Here is a 19,349-nt window from a genome sequence, read left to right on the forward strand (position 1 = left end):
TTAATGCGTCTTCAACCGATTTAAAAAGAAATAAAATCTTTTAAATCGATTAATATATTGAAATTACTAAGTTTTTTAAACTTCGGCTCTTGCGTTTCCAAGAGGTGCCACGTATTTTCCGTGAAAATTTCAACGGCCTTATCGTCATTAACAAGGAACGCGTCATGACCGAGATTGGGGTTCATAATCCTGCCAACGGAGTTGCAGAACTCGGATTGGGCAAGGCTTCCCGCGTCTTTTATAACCTCAATGAGAGCGAACTATACGAAGAGGCAATCCGCAACGGCGAGGCCGAGCTGACCATCGATGGTGCGCTGCGCGCCGTCACCGGCCAGCACACGGGTCGTTCTCCGAAGGACAAATTCGTCGTGCGCGACGCGTCCACCGAGAACACCATCTGGTGGGACAACAACAAGCCGCTGTCGCCGGAAAACTTCGAGTTGTTGCGCCAGGACATGTTGGCCCATGCCGCCGGAAAGACGCTCTATGTTCAGGACCTGATCGGCGGCGCCGATGAGGAAAATGCGTTGCCGACACGCGTCGTCAGCGAGCTCGCCTGGCATTCGCTGTTCATCCGCAATCTGCTGATCCGTCCGAAGCAGGACAAACTGGCGGGCTTCAAGCAGAAGCTCACCATCATCAACCTGCCGAGCTTCAAGGCAGATCCGGCCCGTCATGGTGTCCGTTCGGAAACAGTCATCGCCTGCGATCTGACCAACGGCCTCGTTCTCATCGGCGGCACGTCCTATGCCGGTGAAAACAAGAAATCGGTCTTCACGGTGCTGAACTACCTGCTGCCGGCCAAGGGTGTCATGCCCATGCATTGCTCGGCCAATGTCGGTCCGCAAGGTGATTCCGCCGTTTTCTTCGGCCTCTCCGGCACCGGCAAGACCACGCTGTCGGCTGATCCGTCGCGCACGCTGATCGGCGATGACGAACATGGCTGGGGCGAACACGGCATCTTCAATTTCGAAGGCGGCTGCTACGCCAAGGCGATCAAGCTTTCGGCCGAGGCCGAGCCGGAAATCTACGCCGCAACCCGCCGTTTCGGCACGGTTCTCGAGAACGTCGTGCTGGATGAAAACCGCGTTCCTGATTTCAACGACAATTCGCTGACGGAAAACACCCGCAGTGCGTATCCGCTGCACTTCATTCCGAATGCATCGGAGACTGGCATTGCCGGTCATCCGAAGACGATCATCATGCTGACGGCTGACGCCTTCGGCGTGCTGCCGCCAATTGCCCGGCTGACACCGGAGCAGGCCATGTACCACTTCCTCTCCGGTTACACCGCCAAGGTCGCCGGTACGGAAAAGGGCGTGACCGAGCCGGAAGCGACATTCTCTACCTGCTTTGGCGCCCCCTTCATGCCGCGCCATCCAGCCGAATATGGCAACCTGCTGCGTGAGCTGATCGGCAAGCACGGTGTGGATTGCTGGCTGGTCAATACCGGCTGGACCGGCGGCGCTTACGGCATCGGCAAGCGTATGCCCATCAAGGCCACCCGCGCGCTTCTGACCGCCGCTCTCACTGGGGATCTGAAGAACGCACAGTTCCGCACCGATGCGAATTTCGGCTTCGCCGTCCCTCAGTCGCTTGAAGGTGTTGACAGCGCGATCCTCGATCCGCGTTCCACCTGGGCCGATGGCGCAGCTTATGACGCGCAAGCCAAGAAGCTGGTGTCGATGTTCGTCACGAACTTCACCAAGTTCGAAGACCACGTCGACAGCAAGGTTCGTGACGCAGCGCCGGGCCTTTTGCTCGCGGCAGAATGAATAAGCCTCGTTTATGAGGAGGAGGGGAACCCGGCCCAAGTGCCGGGTTTCTTTTTGCCGGGTTCTTTCGTTTTGTCCTTGTTTTCATTTTTCACGATCTGTGGCATCACCGGCGCGGAGAGAAAACATGGCCAGCGACCCGCTTTACATCAATAACCGCATCACCATTGCCGGCTGGGAGCTGACGGAGCAATTCGTGCTGGCCGGCGGGCCGGGCGGCCAGAACGTCAACAAGGTTTCGACAGCGGTTCAGCTATTTTTCGACATTGCGAATTCACCCTCCCTTCCGGAAAGGGTGAAGGTCAATGCGTTGCGGCTCGGTGGCAGGCGCGTATCAAAAGAAGGCGTGCTGATGATCGAAGCGAGCCGGTTTCGCAGCCAGGAGCGCAATCGTGAGGATGCGCGCGAGCGCCTGAAGGAACTGATCCTCGAAGCCGCCGCCCCCCCGCCGCCGGTGCGCAAGGCTACCAAACCCACCAAGGGCTCCGTCGAGCGCCGCCTCAAGGCGAAGTCCGGTCGCTCCGATATCAAGAAGATGCGCGGCAAACCTTCGGGCGAATAAGCGACGATCAGACGACGAATCTTTCGCCCTTGTCATGGAGCTTCAAATATCGTCTGGTAAGCCTCCATACAACCAAGGAGGGTGCTATGGGTCTGTTCAATTTCATCAAGGAAGCGGGAAAGAAGCTTGGTATCGGCGGCGACGACGCGCCGGATGTCGACGCGGTCAAGAAGGAACTCGCTTCCCACGATCTCGGCACCGACAAGGTTCAGGTCGAGGTGGTGGATGACAAGGTTGTCCTGAAGGGCGAAGTGGCCGATCAATCGATTTTCGAAAAGGCGGTCATCGCGGTCGGCAACACGCTCGGCATTTCCAAGGTCGAGGCCGGCGAGTTGAAAGTGGCCGAAGCGCCGGCGAAAGAACCGGTCTTCTATACGGTCAAAAAGGGTGACAATCTCTGGAAGATTGCGGAAGCGCAATATGGCAAGGCCAATGGCGCGAAGAATAACATCATCTTCGAAGCCAACAAGCCGATGCTGACGCACCCCGACAAGATTTATCCCGGCCAGGTTCTGCGCATTCCAGACCTTGCCTGATAACGCCTTGTAATCGCTGCGACGGAGATGCCGCCTTCGCGGCATCTTTCACAATTTGCGAAGCGCGACCGTGTCGATCAGGTGGTTTTTGCCCTTGCGCAAAATAAGGTCGGCGCGCGGGCGGGTCGGCACGATGTTCTGCCGCAGGTTCTTCAAGTTGATGTTCTGCCAGAGGCCTTCAGCAATGCTGAGCGCCGCTTCTTCGCTGATCGAGGCATAACGGTTGAAGAATGAATTGGGATCGCGGAAGGCGGTTTTTCTCAGATTCATGAACCGGTTCACATACCAGTTGTGAATAAGGCCTTCATCAGCGTCGATATAGATCGAGAAATCGAAGAAGTCGGAAACGATCGGCACGATCCTCCCGCCTGCCGGCAGGTCGCGCGATTGCAGCACGTTGATGCCTTCGAAGATGAGAATATCCGGCTGGTCGATGACAGTGAACTCGTTCGGCAGCACGTCATAGGTCAGGTGCGAATAACGCGGCGCCTTGACATTGGGCTGGCCTGCCTTGATGGCCGACAGGAAACGCAGGAGCGCGCCGATATCGTAGCTCTCCGGGAAGCCTTTACGCTCCATCAGATTCTCGCGCCGCAATACCTCGTTCGGATAGAGAAATCCGTCAGTGGTGATGAGGTCGACCTTGGGACTGGAAGGCCAGCGCGCCAGAAGCTCTTTCAGAATACGTGCCGTCGTGGATTTGCCAACGGCAACGGAGCCGGCGATGCCGATGACGAAGGGCGTCTTGTTGACGTCAGCCATGTTGAGGAAGCGGTTGCGCTGCTCGAACAACAGCTGCGATGCTTCCACATGGGAGGACAGCAGGCGCGACAGAGACAGGTAGATGCGCCGCACCTCATCCAGATCGATCGGATCATCCAGCGAACGCAGCCGTTTGACCTCGTCGGCAGAAAGCGTCAATGGCGTGTCGGCACGAAACTTCGACCATTCTTCCGAACTGAAGAAGTGGTAGGGCGAATATTCATCCGGTCGGAAATGATCGAGTGTGCTCGGCATGCCTCTCTCCCCGCTGCCTGCCTCGATCTTCATGATGTCGGCCTCGCTGCCTTTTCCGCAAGACCGGTTTGCCCGGTCCTGCGCTCCAGCTCGGCGAAAACCTCATTCAGCGGGATGTCGGCGATCTTCAAAACCACCAGCAGATGGTAAAGCAGGTCCGCCACTTCGTTCTTCAGCCCGTCGCGGTCTTTTGCGATGGCCGCAATGACGGCTTCCACGGCTTCTTCGCCGAGTTTCTTCGCCGCACGCTCCTGGCCAGCCGCAACCAGCTTGGCCGTCCAGGATTCGTCAGGAGAGGCAGCGGCGCGGGTTGCGACGATGCGCTCCAGATCGGAAAGGGAAAATGCGCTCATGGGGGAATCCTGCAATCAGTCGAGACGCATGGCGATGCCATGCTCGGCCATGTAGTTCTTGGCTTCACCGATCGAATAAGTGCCGAAGTGGAAGATCGAAGCGGCAAGCACCGCAGTCGCATGGCCATCACGAACGCCTGCCACCAGATCATCCAGCGTGCCGACGCCCCCCGAAGCGATGACGGGGACTCGAACCTGATCGGCAATGCTGCGCGTCAGGCCGATATCGTATCCGCTTTTGGTGCCGTCGCGATCCATCGAGGTGACAAGCAATTCGCCGGCGCCGCGTTCGACCATCTTGATGGCGAATTCCACGGCGTCAATCCCGGTTGGCTGGCGTCCGCCATGGGTGAATATTTCCCAGCGGCCTTCTTCCCCATCCTTCGAAACCCGCTTGGCGTCGATGGAAACGACGATGCACTGGTTGCCGAACTTGTCGGCCGCCTGCGCCACGAAGTCGGGATCCTTGACCGCTGCGGAATTGATCGAGACCTTGTCTGCCCCGCACAGAAGCAGCTTGCGGATGTCGGCGACGGCGCGAACGCCGCCACCGACGGTCAGTGGCATGAAGCAATGATCGGCGGTGCGTGAAACGACATCGAAGATCGTGTCGCGATTATCCGAAGAGGCGGTAATGTCCAGGAAGCAGAGTTCGTCCGCCCCTGCCGCATCATAGGCTTTCGCCGCCTCGACCGGGTCGCCTGCGTCGATCAGGTCTACGAAGTTCACGCCCTTGACGACACGGCCGTCTTTCACATCCAGGCAGGGAATAACGCGAGCTTTTAGGGTCATACGCGTACCTCCTTTGCGGCCTTGATGAGGGCGAGCGCCTCCGCCGGATCGATACGGCCGTCATAAAGCGCGCGGCCGGAAATCGCGCCCTCAAGCTTTGCCGCATCCGGCTGCAACATGCGCTTGATGTCGTCGATGGAGGCGAGACCACCAGACGCGATGACCGGGATGGAGACGGCGTCGGCCAGTTCCAGCGTTGAGGCCCAATTTATACCGGCCAGAATGCCGTCACGATCGATATCGGTATAGATGATCGCGGCAACACCAGCGCCTTCGAAACGTTTGGCAAGCTCGATCACGCTGAGTTCGGAGGCTTCCGCCCAGCCTTCCACCGCAACCTTGCCGCCCTTGGCATCAATGCCGACGGCGACCTGGCCGGGAAAACGCTTGCAGGCTTCAATGACCAGAACCGGATCGCGCACCGCCACGGTGCCGAGAATGACGCGAGCAAGCCCACGGCTCAGCCAGGCCTCGATATGATCGAGCGTGCGGATGCCGCCGCCCAGCTGCACCGGGTTTTTCGTCGCCTTCAGAATGGCATCAACCGCCGCGCCATTGACCGTCTGGCCGGCGAACGCACCGTTGAGATCAACGACATGCAGCCATTCAAAGCCTTGATCCTCGAAAGCTTTCGCCTGTGCGCCGGGGTCGGTATTATAGACGGTGGCCTGGTCCATATCGCCGAGTTTCAGGCGAACGCACTGGCCGTCTTTAAGGTCGATTGCGGGAAAAAGAATCATGTCAGGGCTTCCAGCGCAGGAAATTGGAGATCAGGGCAAGGCCGAGCGTCTGGCTTTTTTCCGGGTGGAATTGCGCGCCGGCCATATTGTCGCGACCGACGAAAGCCGTCATCGCGCCACCGTAATTTGTGGTGGCGATGACATCCGTCGCGTGCTTGGCCGCCAGATGATAGGAATGCACGAAATAGGCGTGTAAGCCATCCGCGCCGGTCTTGATGCCGTCGAACAGGGGGTGGGCGTGGCGGATTTCCAGTGTGTTCCAGCCGATCTGCGGAATCTTCAGGTTCTTATCGGCAGGCGTCATTTCCACCACATCACCCTCGATCCAGCCGAGCCCGGTGCTAACAGTCTTTTCCAGCCCGCGCGAGGACATGAGCTGCATGCCGACGCAGATGCCGAGGAAGGGATGCGCCTTTTTCTCGACGGCTTCAAGGAGCGCCTCATGCATTCCGGGAACGGCATCCAGACCGGCGCGGCAGTCGGCATAAGCACCGACACCCGGCAGCACGATGCGGTCCGCCGAGGCGACGTGATCCGGCTTGTCTGTCAAATCGATGGTTGCGTTCATGCCGGCTTCACGCGCGGCACGCTCGAAAGCTTTGGTGGCCGAACGCAGATTGCCCGAACCGTAGTCGATGATCGCGACACGCATGTCAGCGCCTTCCATTCAAGTCGAAAAGAAACGATCCGGCGGGATCGTTGACGAAGTTTTTGCCGCCGCTCTTTCGCGGCGAAGGGGCCCAGACCGGGTGCGACAGCTGTTCTTCCGCGTCAGCGTTTTCGGAGAGACCGGAGAAATATATGTCTTCGGCGCTCGAAAGATCAGGGGCGGAAACGACTGACTTCAGCGTCCAACCCTTGCGGATCAGGTGCCGGACGAGAAAATTGCGTCCCTCCAGCGCTGTTATGAGCCCAATTGTGAAACCAACAAGAATTCCGGCAGGTTCGAATCCGGCTAACATCGAGAGTTGTCCGGCCGCAACGAGTGCGATGACAACGATAGCCGTCGCCAGCCACAGCCGGTTGATCGCAAGCCATAACCATGGCGCAAAGAGAGCCAGCCAGACGAAACGATCGGCAATCAATCGGGTCGTCTTGTGGTCCCTGTCCGGCCCGTTGGGGGCTTCCAGAACGAGATAGCTTGTCATGGGCTTCCTGACAGCTTTGGCGTCAGGCCAGCATGCCCTTTGTCGAGGGAACGCGGCCTGCCTGCCGGGGGTCGATCTCGGTTGCCGTGCGAAGAACGCGGGCAACGGCCTTGAAGCATGTTTCGGCGATATGATGGTTGTTGGCGCCGTAATGGTTCAGGATATGCAGCGTGATGCCGGCATTCTGGGCGAGCGCCTGAAAGAATTCGCGCACCAGTTCCGTGTCGAAGGTGCCGATCTTTGGCGCGGAAAAATTGACGTTCCAGACGAGGAACGGCCGGCCGGAAATATCGACGGCGGCCTTGGTCATCGTCTCGTCCATGGCAAGGTCGAGCGAGGCGTAGCGGGCAATACCGCGCCGGTCGCCAAGTGCCTTCGCGATCGCCTGGCCAATGGCGATGCCAGTATCTTCCACGGTGTGATGATCATCGATGTGCAGGTCGCCCTGAACCTCGATCTCCATGTCGATCAGCGAATGGCGGCTCAGCTGGTCCAGCATATGGTCGAAAAATCCCACGCCGGTGGAAATTTTCGATTTGCCGGTGCCGTCGATATCCACACGCACCGAAACCGAGGTTTCGTTGGTCTTGCGGATAATCTCGCCTTTACGTTCTGCCATTTTGGCCGCTCCGTGAAAATGTCGCCGTTCCTTATCAGCACGGGACACAAATATCCAGTTGTTCCATCGTCTTGGCTGACCTGCGGAAAACCCGGTGTGATCCCGATGATTGCAATCGCAAAAACCAGACTTACATAGAACCCGAAAAGGGCCGCAACCCGGCCCGTTAACTCCAGGCCCGGCAGGGCAGACAGGTGTTTGATGACAACAATCATTACAGTCAGAAAGGGCGGCAAGGTCGTCATGGCTGGCGACGGGCAGGTGAGCCTCGGCCAGACCGTCATGAAGGGCAACGCCCGCAAGGTTCGCCGCATCGGCAAGGGTGAAGTGATTGCCGGTTTCGCAGGCGCGACGGCCGATGCTTTTACTTTGCTTGACCGCCTCGAGAAGAAACTCGAGCAATATCCCGGCCAGCTCATGCGCGCCGCCGTGGAACTCGCAAAAGACTGGCGCACGGATAAATATCTGCGCAATCTCGAAGCGATGATGCTGGTCGCCGATAAATCCACCACGCTTGCCATTACCGGCAATGGCGATGTGCTGGAGCCCGAGCACGGCGCAATCGCCATCGGTTCCGGCGGCAATTATGCTTTCGCCGCCGCCCGCGCCATGATGGATACCGACAAGTCGGCCGAAGACGTGGCCCGGCAGGCGCTCGATATCGCCGCCGATATCTGCGTTTATACCAATCACAATCTCGTCGTGGAAACGCTCGACGCCGAGTAAGCGTATTTCTCACCAATGGGTCCTGTGGGCCGGGCCGAATGGCCGGCCGGAGCAGGAAAGCCGAGAGGACAGAATGACCACTTTTTCTCCCCGGGAAATCGTCTCGGAACTGGACCGCCACATCATCGGTCAGCACGATGCAAAACGGGCGGTCGCGATTGCGCTGCGCAATCGCTGGCGTCGCCAGCAGCTCGATGAGAGCCTGCGCGACGAAGTCATGCCGAAAAATATTCTCATGATCGGGCCGACCGGTGTCGGCAAGACGGAAATCTCGCGCCGCCTCGCCAAGTTGGCCGGCGCGCCTTTCATCAAGGTTGAAGCCACCAAGTTCACCGAAGTCGGTTATGTCGGCCGCGATGTCGAGCAGATCATTCGTGACCTTGTCGAGATTGGTATCGGCCTCGTGCGCGAAAAGAAGCGCGCCGAAGTGCAGGCCAAGGCGCATCAGAGCGCCGAAGAGCGCGTGCTCGACGCGTTGGTCGGCTCAACCGCGTCACCGGGCACGCGCGAGAGCTTCCGCAAGAAGCTGCGCGATGGTGAATTGGACGACAAGGAAATTGACATCGAGGTGGCCGATAGCGGATCGGGCATGCCCGGTTTCGAAATCCCGGGCATGCCGGGCGCCAATATTGGCGTGCTCAACTTGTCGGAAATGTTCGGCAAGGCCATGGGCGGACGCACCAAGAAGGTGCGCACGACGGTGTCGAAATCCTATGCCGACCTTATCCGCGACGAATCCGACAAGCTGCTGGACAATGAGATGATCCAGCGCGAAGCGGTCAAGTCGGTGGAAAATGACGGCATCGTCTTCCTTGACGAGATCGACAAGATTGCGGCCCGCGATGGCGGCATGGGCGCCGGCGTCTCGCGCGAAGGCGTGCAGCGCGACCTGCTGCCGCTCGTCGAAGGCACGACGGTTTCGACCAAATATGGGCCGGTCAAGACCGACCATATCCTGTTCATCGCATCGGGCGCCTTCCATGTGGCGAAGCCGTCGGATCTCCTGCCTGAGCTTCAGGGCCGCCTGCCGATCCGCGTTGAGCTGAAGCCACTGACGAGGGAAGATTTCCGCCGTATCCTGACGGAGACGGAAGCAAGCCTCATCCGCCAGTACAAGGCGCTGATGGCGACGGAAGAACTGGATCTCGACTTCACCGACGACGCCATCGATGCTCTGGCTGATGTGGCCGTTCATCTCAACTCGTCGGTCGAAAATATCGGTGCCCGCCGTCTGCAGACGGTAATGGAGCGTGTTTTGGACGAAATTTCCTTCAACGCGCCGGATCGTGGCGGTTCCGCCGTCAAGATCGACCAGGAATATGTCCGTAAACATGTCGGCGACCTCGCCGCCGATACGGACCTCTCGCGCTATATTCTCTGAAGACTTCAGGGATCGAGGAAAGAAGAGTGCGGCCATATTTGCCGCACTCTTTTATTTTATCTGCCTCATCTCGCATTCAGCCCGCATTTTGTTTATGGGAAGGGCTGCATTCCGGTTGGAACCGTTTTAGTGGAATGATCAGGTTTTCCAGCACCTTTCGCTGGCAGAAGCCGCAGGCTTGAGAAAAGGCATTCGCTCGTGCGCAAAACTCTTCTGGCATTTGCCGCTGCTTTGACGTTCACCGTCACCGCGTCTTCTTATGTGGAGGCCGCAACGGTCGTGCCGCCGGGCAATCGCAATGCCGAGCAACCGGGCGTTCCCGGTGCTTCCGCCAAAAGAACCAAGGCGTCCAACACGTCTTTTGAGCGCAAATACCAGAAGGTCATCGATCTTTTGTCTTCTGACAAGGCGCTGATCGCCAAGATCAAGTCGACGGCCGGGCGTTACGGGATTGATCCGATCCATATGATCGGCGCGATCGTTGGCGAACACACTTATAATGTCGATGCCTATGACCGGCTGCAGTCTTATTACGTCAAGGCAGCTTCTTACGCGGGTAGCAGCTTCCGTTTCGGCTATAAGGATGAAACGATTGCGCAGTTTCTGACGCATTCGCAATTTTCCAAATGCCAGTCGAAGAAGGATTCTTACAGTCTCTGGAACTGCCGGGAAGATGTATGGGATGACAGTTTCCGCGGCAAGACCGTCGATGGCGTGACCTATCCGAACAACCGTTTCAGTGCTGTGTTCTTCCAGCCCTTTTATGCCGGCCAGACCTTCGGCCTCGGCCAAATAAATCCGCTGACGGCGCTGATGCTGTCCGACATGGTGGCGAGAACGTCGGGTTATGAGAAGCTGGACGAGAACGACGCCACCGCGGTCTACACCGCCATCATGGACCCCGACCGCTCGCTGGCTTTCATGGCGGCCTCTATCCGCAGATCGATCGATGATTACCGGTTGATTGCCGATATGGACATTTCGAAGAATCCGGGCGTGACCTCCACGCTTTATAATGTCGGTGGGTCGCAACAGCGCGCTGCCATTCTGGCCCAAAAGAACCGCCAGCGCGCCGCAGGCGGGGAACAGCCACTGTTGCCGGAGGAAAATTATTACGGCTGGCTGGTGAATGACCGCATCAAGGATCTCCAGGCGCTTTTGTAGAAAACGGCGACTATCGGCTGCATTGTTTCCAAAAAGGAAATAATATTTGGCTGGCTGCCGCAATTGACGAGCGCCCGCCTCCGCGTCCAATCTGTGTTTCCAGAATAGAGGAGGCGCATGTGAGCCGCACGAATAAATTCGGCCTTTCCATCGATGACAGGCTTTATGCCTTTTTGACTGAAGATGTCCTGCCGGGCACGGGTCTAAACAGCGAGGCGTTCTTCGAAGGCTTTTCGGCCATTGTTCACGAGCTTTCTCCGAAGAACCGTGAACTGCTCGCCAAGCGCGATGCGTTGCAGGAAAAAATCGACGGCTGGTACCGAGAGAACGGTGCCCCCTCGGATTTCGATGTATACGAGGCATTCCTGAGGGAAATCGGATACCTTTTGCCGGAAGGTCCTGATTTCAAGGTGGAAACCAGCAACGTCGATCCGGAAATTGCTGCCGTCGCCGGTCCGCAGCTCGTTGTTCCCGTCATGAATGCCCGTTATGCGCTGAACGCCGCCAATGCCCGTTGGGGTTCGCTTTACGATGCACTTTACGGCACGGATGCCATTTCCGATGCCGATGGTGCCGAGAAGGGCAGGGCCTATAACCCGAAGCGCGGTGAAAAGGTCATCGCCTGGGCGCGCAACTTCCTCGATGAAACCGCTCCGCTTTTGAGCGGCAGCTGGTCTGATGTCACCGGTTTCGAGATCGTCGATGGGCTTCTGCAGCTTGTTGCCAGCAATGGCGGAACCGGTCTCAAGGACGAAACGCAATTCAAGGGTTTCACCGGGGAAGCGGCAAAGCCCGCGACAATCCTGCTCGGCAAGAACGGTCTGCATACCGAAATCGTGATCGATCCCTCGACCGAAATCGGCAAGGGCGACAGGGCGGGCATCTCTGATGTCATTCTTGAATCTGCCCTGACGACCATCATGGATTGCGAAGATTCGGTTGCCGCCGTCGATGCCGAGGACAAGGTTCTGGTCTACGGTAACTGGCTCGGCCTGATGCGTGGAGACCTGACGGAAGAGGTCTCGAAGGGTGGCCACACTTTCACACGCCGCCTCAACCCGGATCGCTATTATACAGCGCCCAATGGCTCCGCGCTGACGCTGCCGGGCCGGTCGCTGATGCTGGTGCGCAATGTCGGTCATCTCATGACCAATCCGGCAATCCTTGACCGGGATGGGCGTGAAGTACCCGAGGGCATCATGGATGCCGTCGTCACGGCGCTCATTGCACTCTATGACGTCGGCCCTTCCGGGCGACGCCAGAATTCTCGGGCCGGCTCCATGTATGTGGTGAAGCCGAAGATGCATGGGCCGGAAGAAGTGGCCTTCGCCAACGAGATTTTCACGCGGGTCGAAGAGCTTGTCGGCATGCAGCCAAACACCATGAAGATGGGCATCATGGATGAGGAGCGCCGCACCACTGTTAACCTCAAGGAAAGCATTCGCGCAGCGAAGGATCGTGTGGTCTTCATCAATACAGGCTTCCTCGACCGTACCGGCGACGAAATCCATACCTCCATGGAAGCGGGTCCGATGATCCGCAAGGGCGACATGAAGCAGGCCGCCTGGATCGCCGCTTATGAAAACTGGAACGTCGATATCGGGCTAGAATGCGGTCTTTCCGGCCATGCGCAGATCGGCAAAGGCATGTGGGCCATGCCCGACCTGATGGCGGCGATGTTGGAGCAGAAGATTGCGCATCCGAAGGCCGGCGCCAACACCGCATGGGTGCCGTCGCCGACCGCTGCGACGCTGCATGCCACGCATTATCACAAGGTCGATGTCGCCGCTGTTCAGCAAGAGCTGAAAAGCCGCGGCCGTGCGAAGCTTTCCGACATTCTGTCAGTGCCGGTTGCGCCGCGTCCCAACTGGACGCCGGAAGAAATCCAGCGTGAACTCGACAACAATGCGCAGGGTATTCTAGGCTATGTCGTGCGCTGGGTCGATCAGGGTGTCGGATGCTCCAAGGTACCAGACATCAACAATATCGGTCTGATGGAGGATCGCGCGACGCTTCGCATTTCAGCGCAGCACATGGCGAACTGGCTGCGCCACGGCGTCGTGACAGAGGCGCAGATCGTCGAGACCATGAAGCGCATGGCGGCTGTGGTCGACGCGCAGAATGCAGGCGATCCGGCCTATCTGCCGATGGCGTCTGACTTTGAAGGATCGGTAGCCTTTCAGGCTGCTGTCGAACTGGTGTTGAAGGGCCGGGAGCAACCGAACGGCTACACTGAACCGGTCCTGCACCGCCGCCGCCTCGAGCTGAAGGCAAAGCAGGCGGCGTAATCTCCGCCCTTTTCACCAGTAAAAAAGCCGCCGGGACGTTTCCCGGCGGCTTTTTCTTGATCTGCTGTTGCGGCCCTTACTGGATCACGACGACCTTGGTGCTGCGGCCTGGGCGGACGCGGCTGTAAAGATCGATCACATCCTGGTTGATCATGCGGATGCAGCCGGAAGAAGCGGCGGTGCCGATCGAGGCCCATTCGGGCGAACCGTGGATACGGAACAGCGTATCCTGTCCCTTTTCGTTAAAGAGATACATGGCGCGCGCGCCGAGCGGGTTGGAAAGGCCGGGGCCCATGCCGGCCTCGACATATTTCGCCACTTCCGGCTTGCGGTCTGCCATTTCCTTTGGCGGATGCCACATCGGCCATTCCTGCTTCCAGGCCACATAGGCTTCACCGGCCCAGGCGAAACCAGCCTTGCCGACGCCGATGCCGTAACGCACGGCGCGGTTGCCGGAGAGGATATAATAAAGGAAACGATCGCGCGTATTGACGATGATCGTGCCGGGACGCTCGTTGGTCTGGAACTCGACGATCTGGCGACGGTACTTCTCATTCACACGGTTGATCGGAATGGCCGGCAGCGCATAGCCCGCATCGGTCACCGGACCATAAACATCATTGAAGATCTGCACCGTCTCGACTTTCGCCGGAACGGGATCAGCAACCGGTACGGAGGCTGCGATCTTGCCTGATGTTGGAGTGGCGGATTGGGAGGTAGTTTCGGCGCAGCCGGCCAGTGCCAGTGCTGCCGTCAGACCGAGTATGGTCAATGGGGTACGGATGCGCATGTCGTTCTCGCGGAAAATTCGCCAAATTGTGCGAAGGAGTAGGCTTAATAGGATAAATCGGTTATTTTCCATTCAGCCGCTCTTGGCAAGCCGTTGTGCAGCCGCGAAACGGCACCGCATTTAAAATTGCCGGTTGATTGCCTTTTTTGCAACAATAGGCCAAACGCTTCAGCAGCCTTTATCCATGACTATTCTTTCCGTTACCAACAATAATCCGTTAATCGACGGCCGCCAGTCGGACAAGGCGATGCTGGTGCGCCGCGGCGTGCAGGTGCTCTTGCACGAAATGCGCCACTCGGTCTTGCCGGAACTGCCGCTTGCAAGCGGGCGAAGGGCAGATCTCATCAGCCTGTCGGTCAAGGGTGAAATCTGGATCATCGAGATCAAATCCTCTATCGAGGATTTCCGCGTCGATCGCAAATGGCCGGAATACCGCCTGCATTGCGATCGATTGTTTTTTGCCACCCATCCGGAAGTTCCAACCGATATATTCCCGGAGGAATGCGGATTGATACTGTCGGATGGGTATGGCGCTCACATGCTTCGCGACGCGCCGGAACATAAATTGCCGCCGGCGACCCGCAAATCTGTCATGCTGGATTTTTCCAGAACCGCTGCGACCCGGCTTATGCTGGCGGAATGGACCACCGGGCGCAGCTTTGGCGAATAGGCGCTTATTTGGGCGCGCGCTTCGCGAGAATACGCTGCAGCGTCCTTCGGTGCATGTTCAGTCGCCGCGCCGTTTCCGAGACGTTGCGCTCGCACATTTCATAAACGCGCTGAATGTGCTCCCACCGAACCCGGTCGGCTGACATCGGGTTTTCGGGCACTTCCGTCTTTTCACCCTTGCGCTGCGTCAGGGCGTTGAACACGTCGTCGGCATCGGCAGGCTTGGCCAGATAGTCCAGCGCCCCCAGTTTTACGGCGGTAACAGCGGTGGCGATATTGCCGTAGCCGGTCAGAACGACGATCTGCGTGTCGTCGCGGTTCTGCCTGATGGCTTCGATCACTTCCAGCCCGTTGCCATCCGCAAGCCGCAGATCGACAACCGCATATTTCGGCGGCGCAGCCTTGGAACGCGCGATGCCTTCGCTCACGGTCTCGGCAGTGTCGACAATAAAGCCACGTGTCTCCATGGCCCGGGCAAGCCGCCGCAGGAAAGGGCCATCGTCATCAACGATCAGCAGAGATTTGTCAGGTCCGATAGGATCGATATCGTCCGCCGGCGCGCTTGTGGATGAGGTCTGGTCTTCTGTCTTCATGTCTCCGGCCTTCCGGCAACGTCATCGGCTTTTCTTGTTCTTATTGCCGCTTCAGCGTGAATGGTAAAGTCAACGGCTTCTTTTATCCTCCATGAGCGCCCGAGGCCAGACGATTGTGACCCGCGCGCCGGTTCCGGTTGTGCCGCGATTTTCGAACGCGACGGTGGCGCCGGAGCGCTCCAGCAAGGTCTTGGCGATAAAGAGCCCGAGCCCGAGCCCACCTGCACGTGTGTCATTGTGACGTTCGGTCACATAGGGCTCGCCGATACGGGCAAGCACGTCATGGGCATAACCTGGCCCATCGTCTTCAATGATGACTGCAACGTTCTGATGATCGTAATCCACCGTTACGGTGACTTTTTCGCGCGCATAATCCACGCCATTTTCAATGAGGTTGCCAAGGCCGTAGATGATGCCGGCATTGCGGATTCCGACCGGCTCGTCGGCGCGATTGTTCTTTTCAACCAGTTCCAGACGAATGCCGAATTCGCGATGCGGCGCCATTACCTCCTCGATCAGCGATGAAAGCGGCAGGCGGCGCATGTGCTCCTCATTGTCGGCGGACAGGGAGGTGAGACGACGCAGAATGTCGCGGCATCTTTCGCTCTGGCTGCGCAGCAGCGCTATGTCCTCTCCATATTTCTCATCATCCCCAAGTTCCCGCTCCATCTCCTTGGCGACGACGCTGATCGTCGCAAGGGGCGTACCCAGCTCGTGCGCTGCGGCGGCCGCCAGGCCGTCGAGCTGTGAAAGATGTTTTTCCCGTTCCAGCACCAGTTCGGTCGCAGCCAGCGCATCCGCGAGCTGATTGGCTTCGTGGGAAACGCGATAGGCATAAAAAGCTGCGAAAGACGTGGTGGCAATGATCGCCACCCAGGTGCCGACATGCAGCAGAAGCTGGATCGGCAAGACCTCACCGGGATACCAGGGAACCGGAAAGGGCGAAAAGGCGATCGCCGTCGAGCAGATGACGGCAAAGCCGAGGAGAATGAGGGAATGCCGCAACGGTTGGGAGGCAAAGGCAATGATGACCTGCACGCAGATCAGCGGCGCGAAAGGATTGGAAAGTCCGCCTGTGATATAGATCAGCGCCGTCAATTGCAAAAGGTCAAAGGCCAGCAGCAATGTCGCTTCCCACGGCTCCAGCCGGTAGGTGGAGGGAAAACGGGCCGTGAGAAAAAGGTTGGCGAGCGCCAGCGCCGCGATCAAAAGGCCGCAGGCCAAAAGTGGCAGCGGAAAATTCAGCCCGAAGGCGACAAGCAGGATTGTCGCCGTCTGTCCCGCAACCGCCAGCCAGCGAAGCCACACAATGGTCTGCAACCTTATCCTGCGGCTGGCGCGGCCAAGCCTGGTGGTTTCGATCGGATGGCCAGCCACCTTCGTCTCCTTTACCCTTGTCATCATCACGTTCCGCGCGGTTTCGCACGGCTGGTCGGCAGGGCATCGGCGGGATCCTCCGGCCACGGATGACGCGGATAGCGACCACGCATATCTGCCCGCACGTCCTTCCACGATCCCGCCCAGAAGCCGGGAAGGTCACGCGTCGTCTGTATCGGCCTGTGCGCCGGCGACGTCAATTCCAGGAGCAGCGGCAACCGCCCCTGCGCAATGGCCGGGTGCGCCTTCAGCCCGAAAAGCTCCTGCACGCGAATGGAAAGCGTCGGCTCGCTGGCGTCATAGCGGATGGGATGCCGCTGGCCCGTCGGCGCTTCGAAATGGGTCGGCGCCAGCCTCCCGAGATCTCGGGCGACCTCATGTGGCACCAGGGACAGAATCCCTTCCGAAAGACTGCCGGGCCGGATGTCCTGAAGGCTCCGGACGCCATGCTGAAAAGGGATGAACCATTCGTCTAGCCGCGAAAGCAACGCCTCGTCGCTGACATCCGGCCAGGGCTCTCCGATGCTGGCATTCAGAAATCCGATCCGATCGCGCAATTGCGCGGTCTCTTTCGAAAAAGGAAGTATGCCGATGCCGAAATCCCGAACGCCGTTGGCGAGCGCGTGCGCTGCCTGCTCACCGTCGGGACGGGGCAGGGGCGTTTCGTCCAGAATGATGGCGCCCAGACGCACTACCCGGCGCGCCCGCGCCTGTCCGCTCGCCTTGTCGAACAGCAGCTGATCCTGCTGAACGATAAGATGTGGCATACGCTCTTCTATATCGGCCCTGTCGATGCCAGCCGCCGCAAGGATGCGCGGCTGCGCGGCCCGTCCCGTAATGTCAGCGACAACAAGCATTCGGCTCGCCGCCAGCCGCTCCGTTTCAGCCAGTTCAGCCCCGCGGCCATTCGCCATGACATACCGCCCGCGCGCGCCGCGCTGAAGCGCGATCCTGTCCGGATATGCGTGCAGCAGAAGCGGTCCCGCCTCGCTCGGCAGGTCGTTTGCCGCCGGCATATCACCGACTGTGTCGAGAAGGCGGAAAGCCAGCTTGCGCGCCGCCTGCGCCCTTTCACCTCTATCGGCAAGAAAGCGCCGCAGTCTGTCATCGAGATCGATATCATTTCCGCCCAGGCCCTGTTCCGTCAGCATGACCGCAAGCATCGCCGCCTTTTTTCCCGAGCCTTCGCCTGCGGCGGCAATCACCATCGCTGCGAGCCTCGGCGGCAGGGAGAGGCCTCGCATCAGGCGGCCCTGCGGCGTCAGTGCGCCGCTTTCATCAAGGGCGCCAAGATTTTTCAGGAGTGCGACCGATTCTTTGAGGGCAGCCTCAGGTGGTGCGTCCAGAAAGGCGAGAGACGAGGGGTCATGAACACCCCAATGGGCAAGATCGAGCGCAAGGCCGGCAAGATCGCTCGCCAAAATTTGCGGCGGCGTAAATGCACTGAGTGCTGCCGTCTGCCCCTGATGCCAGAGGCGAATGGCAACACCGGGCTCGGTTCGGCCGCCCCGCCCGGCGCGCTGATCGGCCGATGCGCGTGATGCCCGCACGGTCTCAAGCCTGGTGATGCCGGTCGCCGGTTCGAAAACCGGCAACCGCTGCAGACCGCTATCGACCACGACTCTCACACCATCGATGGTTATCGAGGTCTCCGCTATCGATGTTGCAAGGACAATCTTCCGTCGCCCGGAGGCTGCTGGCTTGATCGCGGCGTCCTGCTCCTTCTGAGAAAGATTGCCGTAAAGCGGGATGATATCCGTATCGTCGGGGAAATGTCCTTCCAGCCTTGCAGCCGTCCGGGTAATTTCCGACTGTCCGGGCAGGAAGGCCAGAATGGACCCTGTTTCCGATGCATGGGCTTCCCTAATCGCCCTTGCCACCTTTTCATCGACCGGCATGCCCTGCCAGCGTTCCTCGTAACGAATGTCGATCGGAAAGGTCCTTCCAAGACTTTGAATGACCGGAGCGCCACCCATAAGCGCACTGATGCGTTCAACGTCGAGAGTTGCGGACATGACGAGGATCCGCAGGTCCTCACGCAAACCGGCCTGGACGTCGAGGGCCAGCGCCAGCCCGAAATCTCCGTCAAGCGAGCGCTCATGAAATTCGTCGAATATCACCGTCGAGACATCGGAAAGCTCGGGATCATCCAGAACCATCCGCGCAAATACGCCTTCCGTTACCACCTCGATCCGGGTTTTTGATGAAATACGATTGTCGAGCCGCATGCGGTATCCGACGGTGTCACCGACATCTTCATGCAGGAGATCGGCCATGCGTCCCGCCGCTGCGCGGGCCGCAAGCCGGCGTGGCTCGAGAAGAATGATCTTTCCGTCGCCCCGCCACCTCTGCTGTAGGAGATAAAGCGGCACCAGCGTCGTTTTGCCCGCCCCGGGAGGGGCCGAGAGAACCGCACGTCTCGCCCCCGACAAGGCACCTGCGATTTCCGCGAGAACAGCGCTGACGGGAAGTTCAGGTAAGTCGGTCTTTATTGGCGCTGGTGTTCTGGTCATGCAAAGGAGCCTGGTATTAGGGTAGCATATGAGCGTCTTCTTGTTGTTTTAATGCACGACACGACGGTTTGACAGCCGGCCACGCCGCTTTCGAAGATATGCCACCGGCAAAGTGGCGGTCGCCGCGGGAAGGCTCGGACGTTTTAAAAGGCGCAGATGGCCGGTGCGCAGCAAAACGCTCGCGGGATTTGGCGCATTCTGTGGGTTTTCGCATAAATGGCTAATTATCCTCATATATTTCAACGACTTACCAAAAATGTCAGTTTTTTGACGGTAGGTGTGTTGACTTGTTTGAGGTGATGGATT

General features: G+C 58.8%; 20 protein-coding genes. 8 read left to right on the forward strand and 12 right to left on the reverse strand.

Annotated elements, in window-relative coordinates:
* Window positions 1-164 precede the first annotated feature (164 nt).
* The 3 genes from QE453_RS22645 to lysM all read left to right on the forward strand — a co-directional run bounded on the left by QE453_RS22645 (window position 165) and on the right by lysM (window position 2,873).
* Complete coding sequence (locus QE453_RS22645) at window positions 165-1,775, forward strand: phosphoenolpyruvate carboxykinase (protein ID WP_309778100.1); 1,611 nt, start codon at window positions 165-167, stop codon at window positions 1,773-1,775.
* A 127-nt stretch (window positions 1,776-1,902) separates the two neighbouring features.
* Complete coding sequence (arfB, locus tag QE453_RS22650; RefSeq protein WP_004444320.1) at window positions 1,903-2,337, forward strand: alternative ribosome rescue aminoacyl-tRNA hydrolase ArfB; 435 nt, start codon at window positions 1,903-1,905, stop codon at window positions 2,335-2,337.
* An 86-nt stretch (window positions 2,338-2,423) separates the two neighbouring features.
* A complete protein-coding gene (gene lysM / locus QE453_RS22655) occupies window positions 2,424-2,873 on the forward strand; it encodes a peptidoglycan-binding protein LysM (RefSeq protein WP_004444321.1) in 450 nt (149 codons plus the stop codon).
* A 48-nt stretch (window positions 2,874-2,921) separates the two neighbouring features.
* Here lysM and coaA read toward each other — a convergent pair whose 3' ends face one another.
* The 7 genes from coaA to hisB are packed head-to-tail and all read right to left on the reverse strand — an operon-like array spanning window position 2,922 to window position 7,542.
* Entirely contained in the window at window positions 2,922-3,923 is a 1,002-nt protein-coding gene (coaA, locus tag QE453_RS22660; RefSeq protein ID WP_004444323.1) for a type I pantothenate kinase, read from the reverse strand.
* Entirely contained in the window at window positions 3,920-4,243 is a 324-nt protein-coding gene (locus QE453_RS22665) for a phosphoribosyl-ATP diphosphatase (protein ID WP_006700121.1), read from the reverse strand. The genes coaA and QE453_RS22665 overlap by 4 nt, the downstream gene beginning before the upstream one ends.
* 15 nt (window positions 4,244-4,258) lie before the next feature.
* The gene (hisF, locus tag QE453_RS22670) at window positions 4,259-5,035 is read right to left on the reverse strand and encodes an imidazole glycerol phosphate synthase subunit HisF (protein ID WP_004444327.1); all 777 of its coding nucleotides are present in this window, start codon (window positions 5,033-5,035) and stop codon (window positions 4,259-4,261) included.
* Complete coding sequence (gene hisA, locus QE453_RS22675) at window positions 5,032-5,775, reverse strand: 1-(5-phosphoribosyl)-5-[(5-phosphoribosylamino)methylideneamino]imidazole-4-carboxamide isomerase (RefSeq protein WP_244456100.1); 744 nt, start codon at window positions 5,773-5,775, stop codon at window positions 5,032-5,034. The genes hisF and hisA overlap by 4 nt, the downstream gene beginning before the upstream one ends.
* 1 nt (window position 5,776) lies before the next feature.
* On the reverse strand, window positions 5,777-6,427 hold the full coding sequence (hisH, locus tag QE453_RS22680; RefSeq protein WP_309778102.1) for an imidazole glycerol phosphate synthase subunit HisH: 651 nt from the start codon (window positions 6,425-6,427) through the stop codon (window positions 5,777-5,779).
* A gap of 1 nt (window position 6,428) precedes the next feature.
* Entirely contained in the window at window positions 6,429-6,923 is a 495-nt protein-coding gene (locus tag QE453_RS22685; RefSeq protein ID WP_309778104.1) for a DUF2628 domain-containing protein, read from the reverse strand.
* Between the two features lie 22 nt (window positions 6,924-6,945).
* Window positions 6,946-7,542: an imidazoleglycerol-phosphate dehydratase HisB gene (gene hisB, locus QE453_RS22690; protein ID WP_153776885.1), complete on the reverse strand. Its 597-nt coding sequence runs from the start codon at window positions 7,540-7,542 to the stop codon at window positions 6,946-6,948.
* 201 nt (window positions 7,543-7,743) lie between these two features.
* Here hisB and hslV point away from each other — a divergent pair, with 201 nt between their 5' ends.
* From hslV to QE453_RS22710, 4 genes are all read left to right on the forward strand, one after another.
* On the forward strand, window positions 7,744-8,268 hold the full coding sequence (hslV, locus tag QE453_RS22695) for an ATP-dependent protease subunit HslV (RefSeq protein WP_004444336.1): 525 nt from the start codon (window positions 7,744-7,746) through the stop codon (window positions 8,266-8,268).
* A 73-nt stretch (window positions 8,269-8,341) separates the two neighbouring features.
* Window positions 8,342-9,649 carry an ATP-dependent protease ATPase subunit HslU gene (hslU, locus tag QE453_RS22700; protein ID WP_004444342.1) on the forward strand — a complete coding sequence of 436 codons (1,308 nt, stop codon included), beginning with the start codon at window positions 8,342-8,344 and terminating at the stop codon, window positions 9,647-9,649.
* 198 nt (window positions 9,650-9,847) lie between these two features.
* On the forward strand, window positions 9,848-10,813 hold the full coding sequence (locus QE453_RS22705) for a DUF1402 family protein (protein WP_309778106.1): 966 nt from the start codon (window positions 9,848-9,850) through the stop codon (window positions 10,811-10,813).
* A gap of 119 nt (window positions 10,814-10,932) precedes the next feature.
* Window positions 10,933-13,101: a malate synthase G gene (locus QE453_RS22710; protein WP_035208067.1), complete on the forward strand. Its 2,169-nt coding sequence runs from the start codon at window positions 10,933-10,935 to the stop codon at window positions 13,099-13,101.
* Between the two features lie 76 nt (window positions 13,102-13,177).
* Here the strand turns inward: QE453_RS22710 and QE453_RS22715 are convergent, their stop codons facing one another.
* On the reverse strand, window positions 13,178-13,891 hold the full coding sequence (locus QE453_RS22715; protein ID WP_006700126.1) for a L,D-transpeptidase: 714 nt from the start codon (window positions 13,889-13,891) through the stop codon (window positions 13,178-13,180).
* Window positions 13,892-14,075: 184 nt separating this feature from the next.
* Between QE453_RS22715 and QE453_RS22720 the strand changes: the two genes are divergently transcribed.
* Window positions 14,076-14,561, forward strand: a complete 486-nt coding sequence (locus tag QE453_RS22720; protein WP_004444350.1) for an MmcB family DNA repair protein — start codon at window positions 14,076-14,078, stop codon at window positions 14,559-14,561.
* 4 nt (window positions 14,562-14,565) lie between these two features.
* Here QE453_RS22720 and QE453_RS22725 read toward each other — a convergent pair whose 3' ends face one another.
* The 4 genes from QE453_RS22725 to QE453_RS22740 form a co-directional block, all read right to left on the reverse strand.
* On the reverse strand, window positions 14,566-15,153 hold the full coding sequence (locus QE453_RS22725; RefSeq protein WP_004444351.1) for an ActR/PrrA/RegA family redox response regulator transcription factor: 588 nt from the start codon (window positions 15,151-15,153) through the stop codon (window positions 14,566-14,568).
* A 69-nt stretch (window positions 15,154-15,222) separates the two neighbouring features.
* Window positions 15,223-16,530, reverse strand: a complete 1,308-nt coding sequence (gene actS / locus QE453_RS22730; RefSeq protein WP_081093539.1) for a two-component system sensor histidine kinase ActS — start codon at window positions 16,528-16,530, stop codon at window positions 15,223-15,225.
* Between the two features lie 26 nt (window positions 16,531-16,556).
* Window positions 16,557-19,043 (reverse strand): ATP-dependent helicase HrpB, encoded by a 2,487-nt coding sequence (gene hrpB, locus QE453_RS22735; protein WP_045533537.1) that lies wholly within the window; start codon window positions 19,041-19,043, stop codon window positions 16,557-16,559.
* Between the two features lie 48 nt (window positions 19,044-19,091).
* A partial coding sequence (locus QE453_RS22740) for a hypothetical protein (protein ID WP_309778109.1) occupies window positions 19,092-19,349 on the reverse strand: 258 nt, incomplete at its 5' end.

The organism is Agrobacterium sp. SORGH_AS_0440, from assembly GCF_031453135.1.
Taxonomy (GTDB): domain Bacteria; phylum Pseudomonadota; class Alphaproteobacteria; order Rhizobiales; family Rhizobiaceae; genus Agrobacterium; species Agrobacterium pusense.

Bases quoted from the DNA above. Each gene is read 5' to 3' on its own strand.
- hrpB (WP_045533537.1), bottom strand. From the start codon at position 19,043: ATGACCAGAACACCAGCGCCAATAAAGACCGACTTACCTGAACTTCCC.
- QE453_RS22685 (WP_309778104.1), bottom strand. From the start codon at position 6,923: ATGACAAGCTATCTCGTTCTGGAAGCCCCCAACGGGCCGGACAGGGAC.
- hisF (WP_004444327.1), bottom strand. From the start codon at position 5,035: ATGACCCTAAAAGCTCGCGTTATTCCCTGCCTGGATGTGAAAGACGGC.
- QE453_RS22720 (WP_004444350.1), top strand. From the start codon at position 14,076: ATGACTATTCTTTCCGTTACCAACAATAATCCGTTAATCGACGGCCGC.
- QE453_RS22725 (WP_004444351.1), bottom strand. From the start codon at position 15,153: ATGAAGACAGAAGACCAGACCTCATCCACAAGCGCGCCGGCGGACGAT.
- QE453_RS22665 (WP_006700121.1), bottom strand. From the start codon at position 4,243: ATGAGCGCATTTTCCCTTTCCGATCTGGAGCGCATCGTCGCAACCCGC.
- lysM (WP_004444321.1), top strand. From the start codon at position 2,424: ATGGGTCTGTTCAATTTCATCAAGGAAGCGGGAAAGAAGCTTGGTATC.
- hslV (WP_004444336.1), top strand. From the start codon at position 7,744: ATGACAACAATCATTACAGTCAGAAAGGGCGGCAAGGTCGTCATGGCT.
- QE453_RS22715 (WP_006700126.1), bottom strand. From the start codon at position 13,891: ATGCGCATCCGTACCCCATTGACCATACTCGGTCTGACGGCAGCACTG.
- QE453_RS22645 (WP_309778100.1), top strand. From the start codon at position 165: ATGACCGAGATTGGGGTTCATAATCCTGCCAACGGAGTTGCAGAACTC.
- coaA (WP_004444323.1), bottom strand. From the start codon at position 3,923: ATGAAGATCGAGGCAGGCAGCGGGGAGAGAGGCATGCCGAGCACACTC.
- hisH (WP_309778102.1), bottom strand. From the start codon at position 6,427: ATGCGTGTCGCGATCATCGACTACGGTTCGGGCAATCTGCGTTCGGCC.
- arfB (WP_004444320.1), top strand. From the start codon at position 1,903: ATGGCCAGCGACCCGCTTTACATCAATAACCGCATCACCATTGCCGGC.
- hslU (WP_004444342.1), top strand. From the start codon at position 8,342: ATGACCACTTTTTCTCCCCGGGAAATCGTCTCGGAACTGGACCGCCAC.
- hisB (WP_153776885.1), bottom strand. From the start codon at position 7,542: ATGGCAGAACGTAAAGGCGAGATTATCCGCAAGACCAACGAAACCTCG.
- hisA (WP_244456100.1), bottom strand. From the start codon at position 5,775: ATGATTCTTTTTCCCGCAATCGACCTTAAAGACGGCCAGTGCGTTCGC.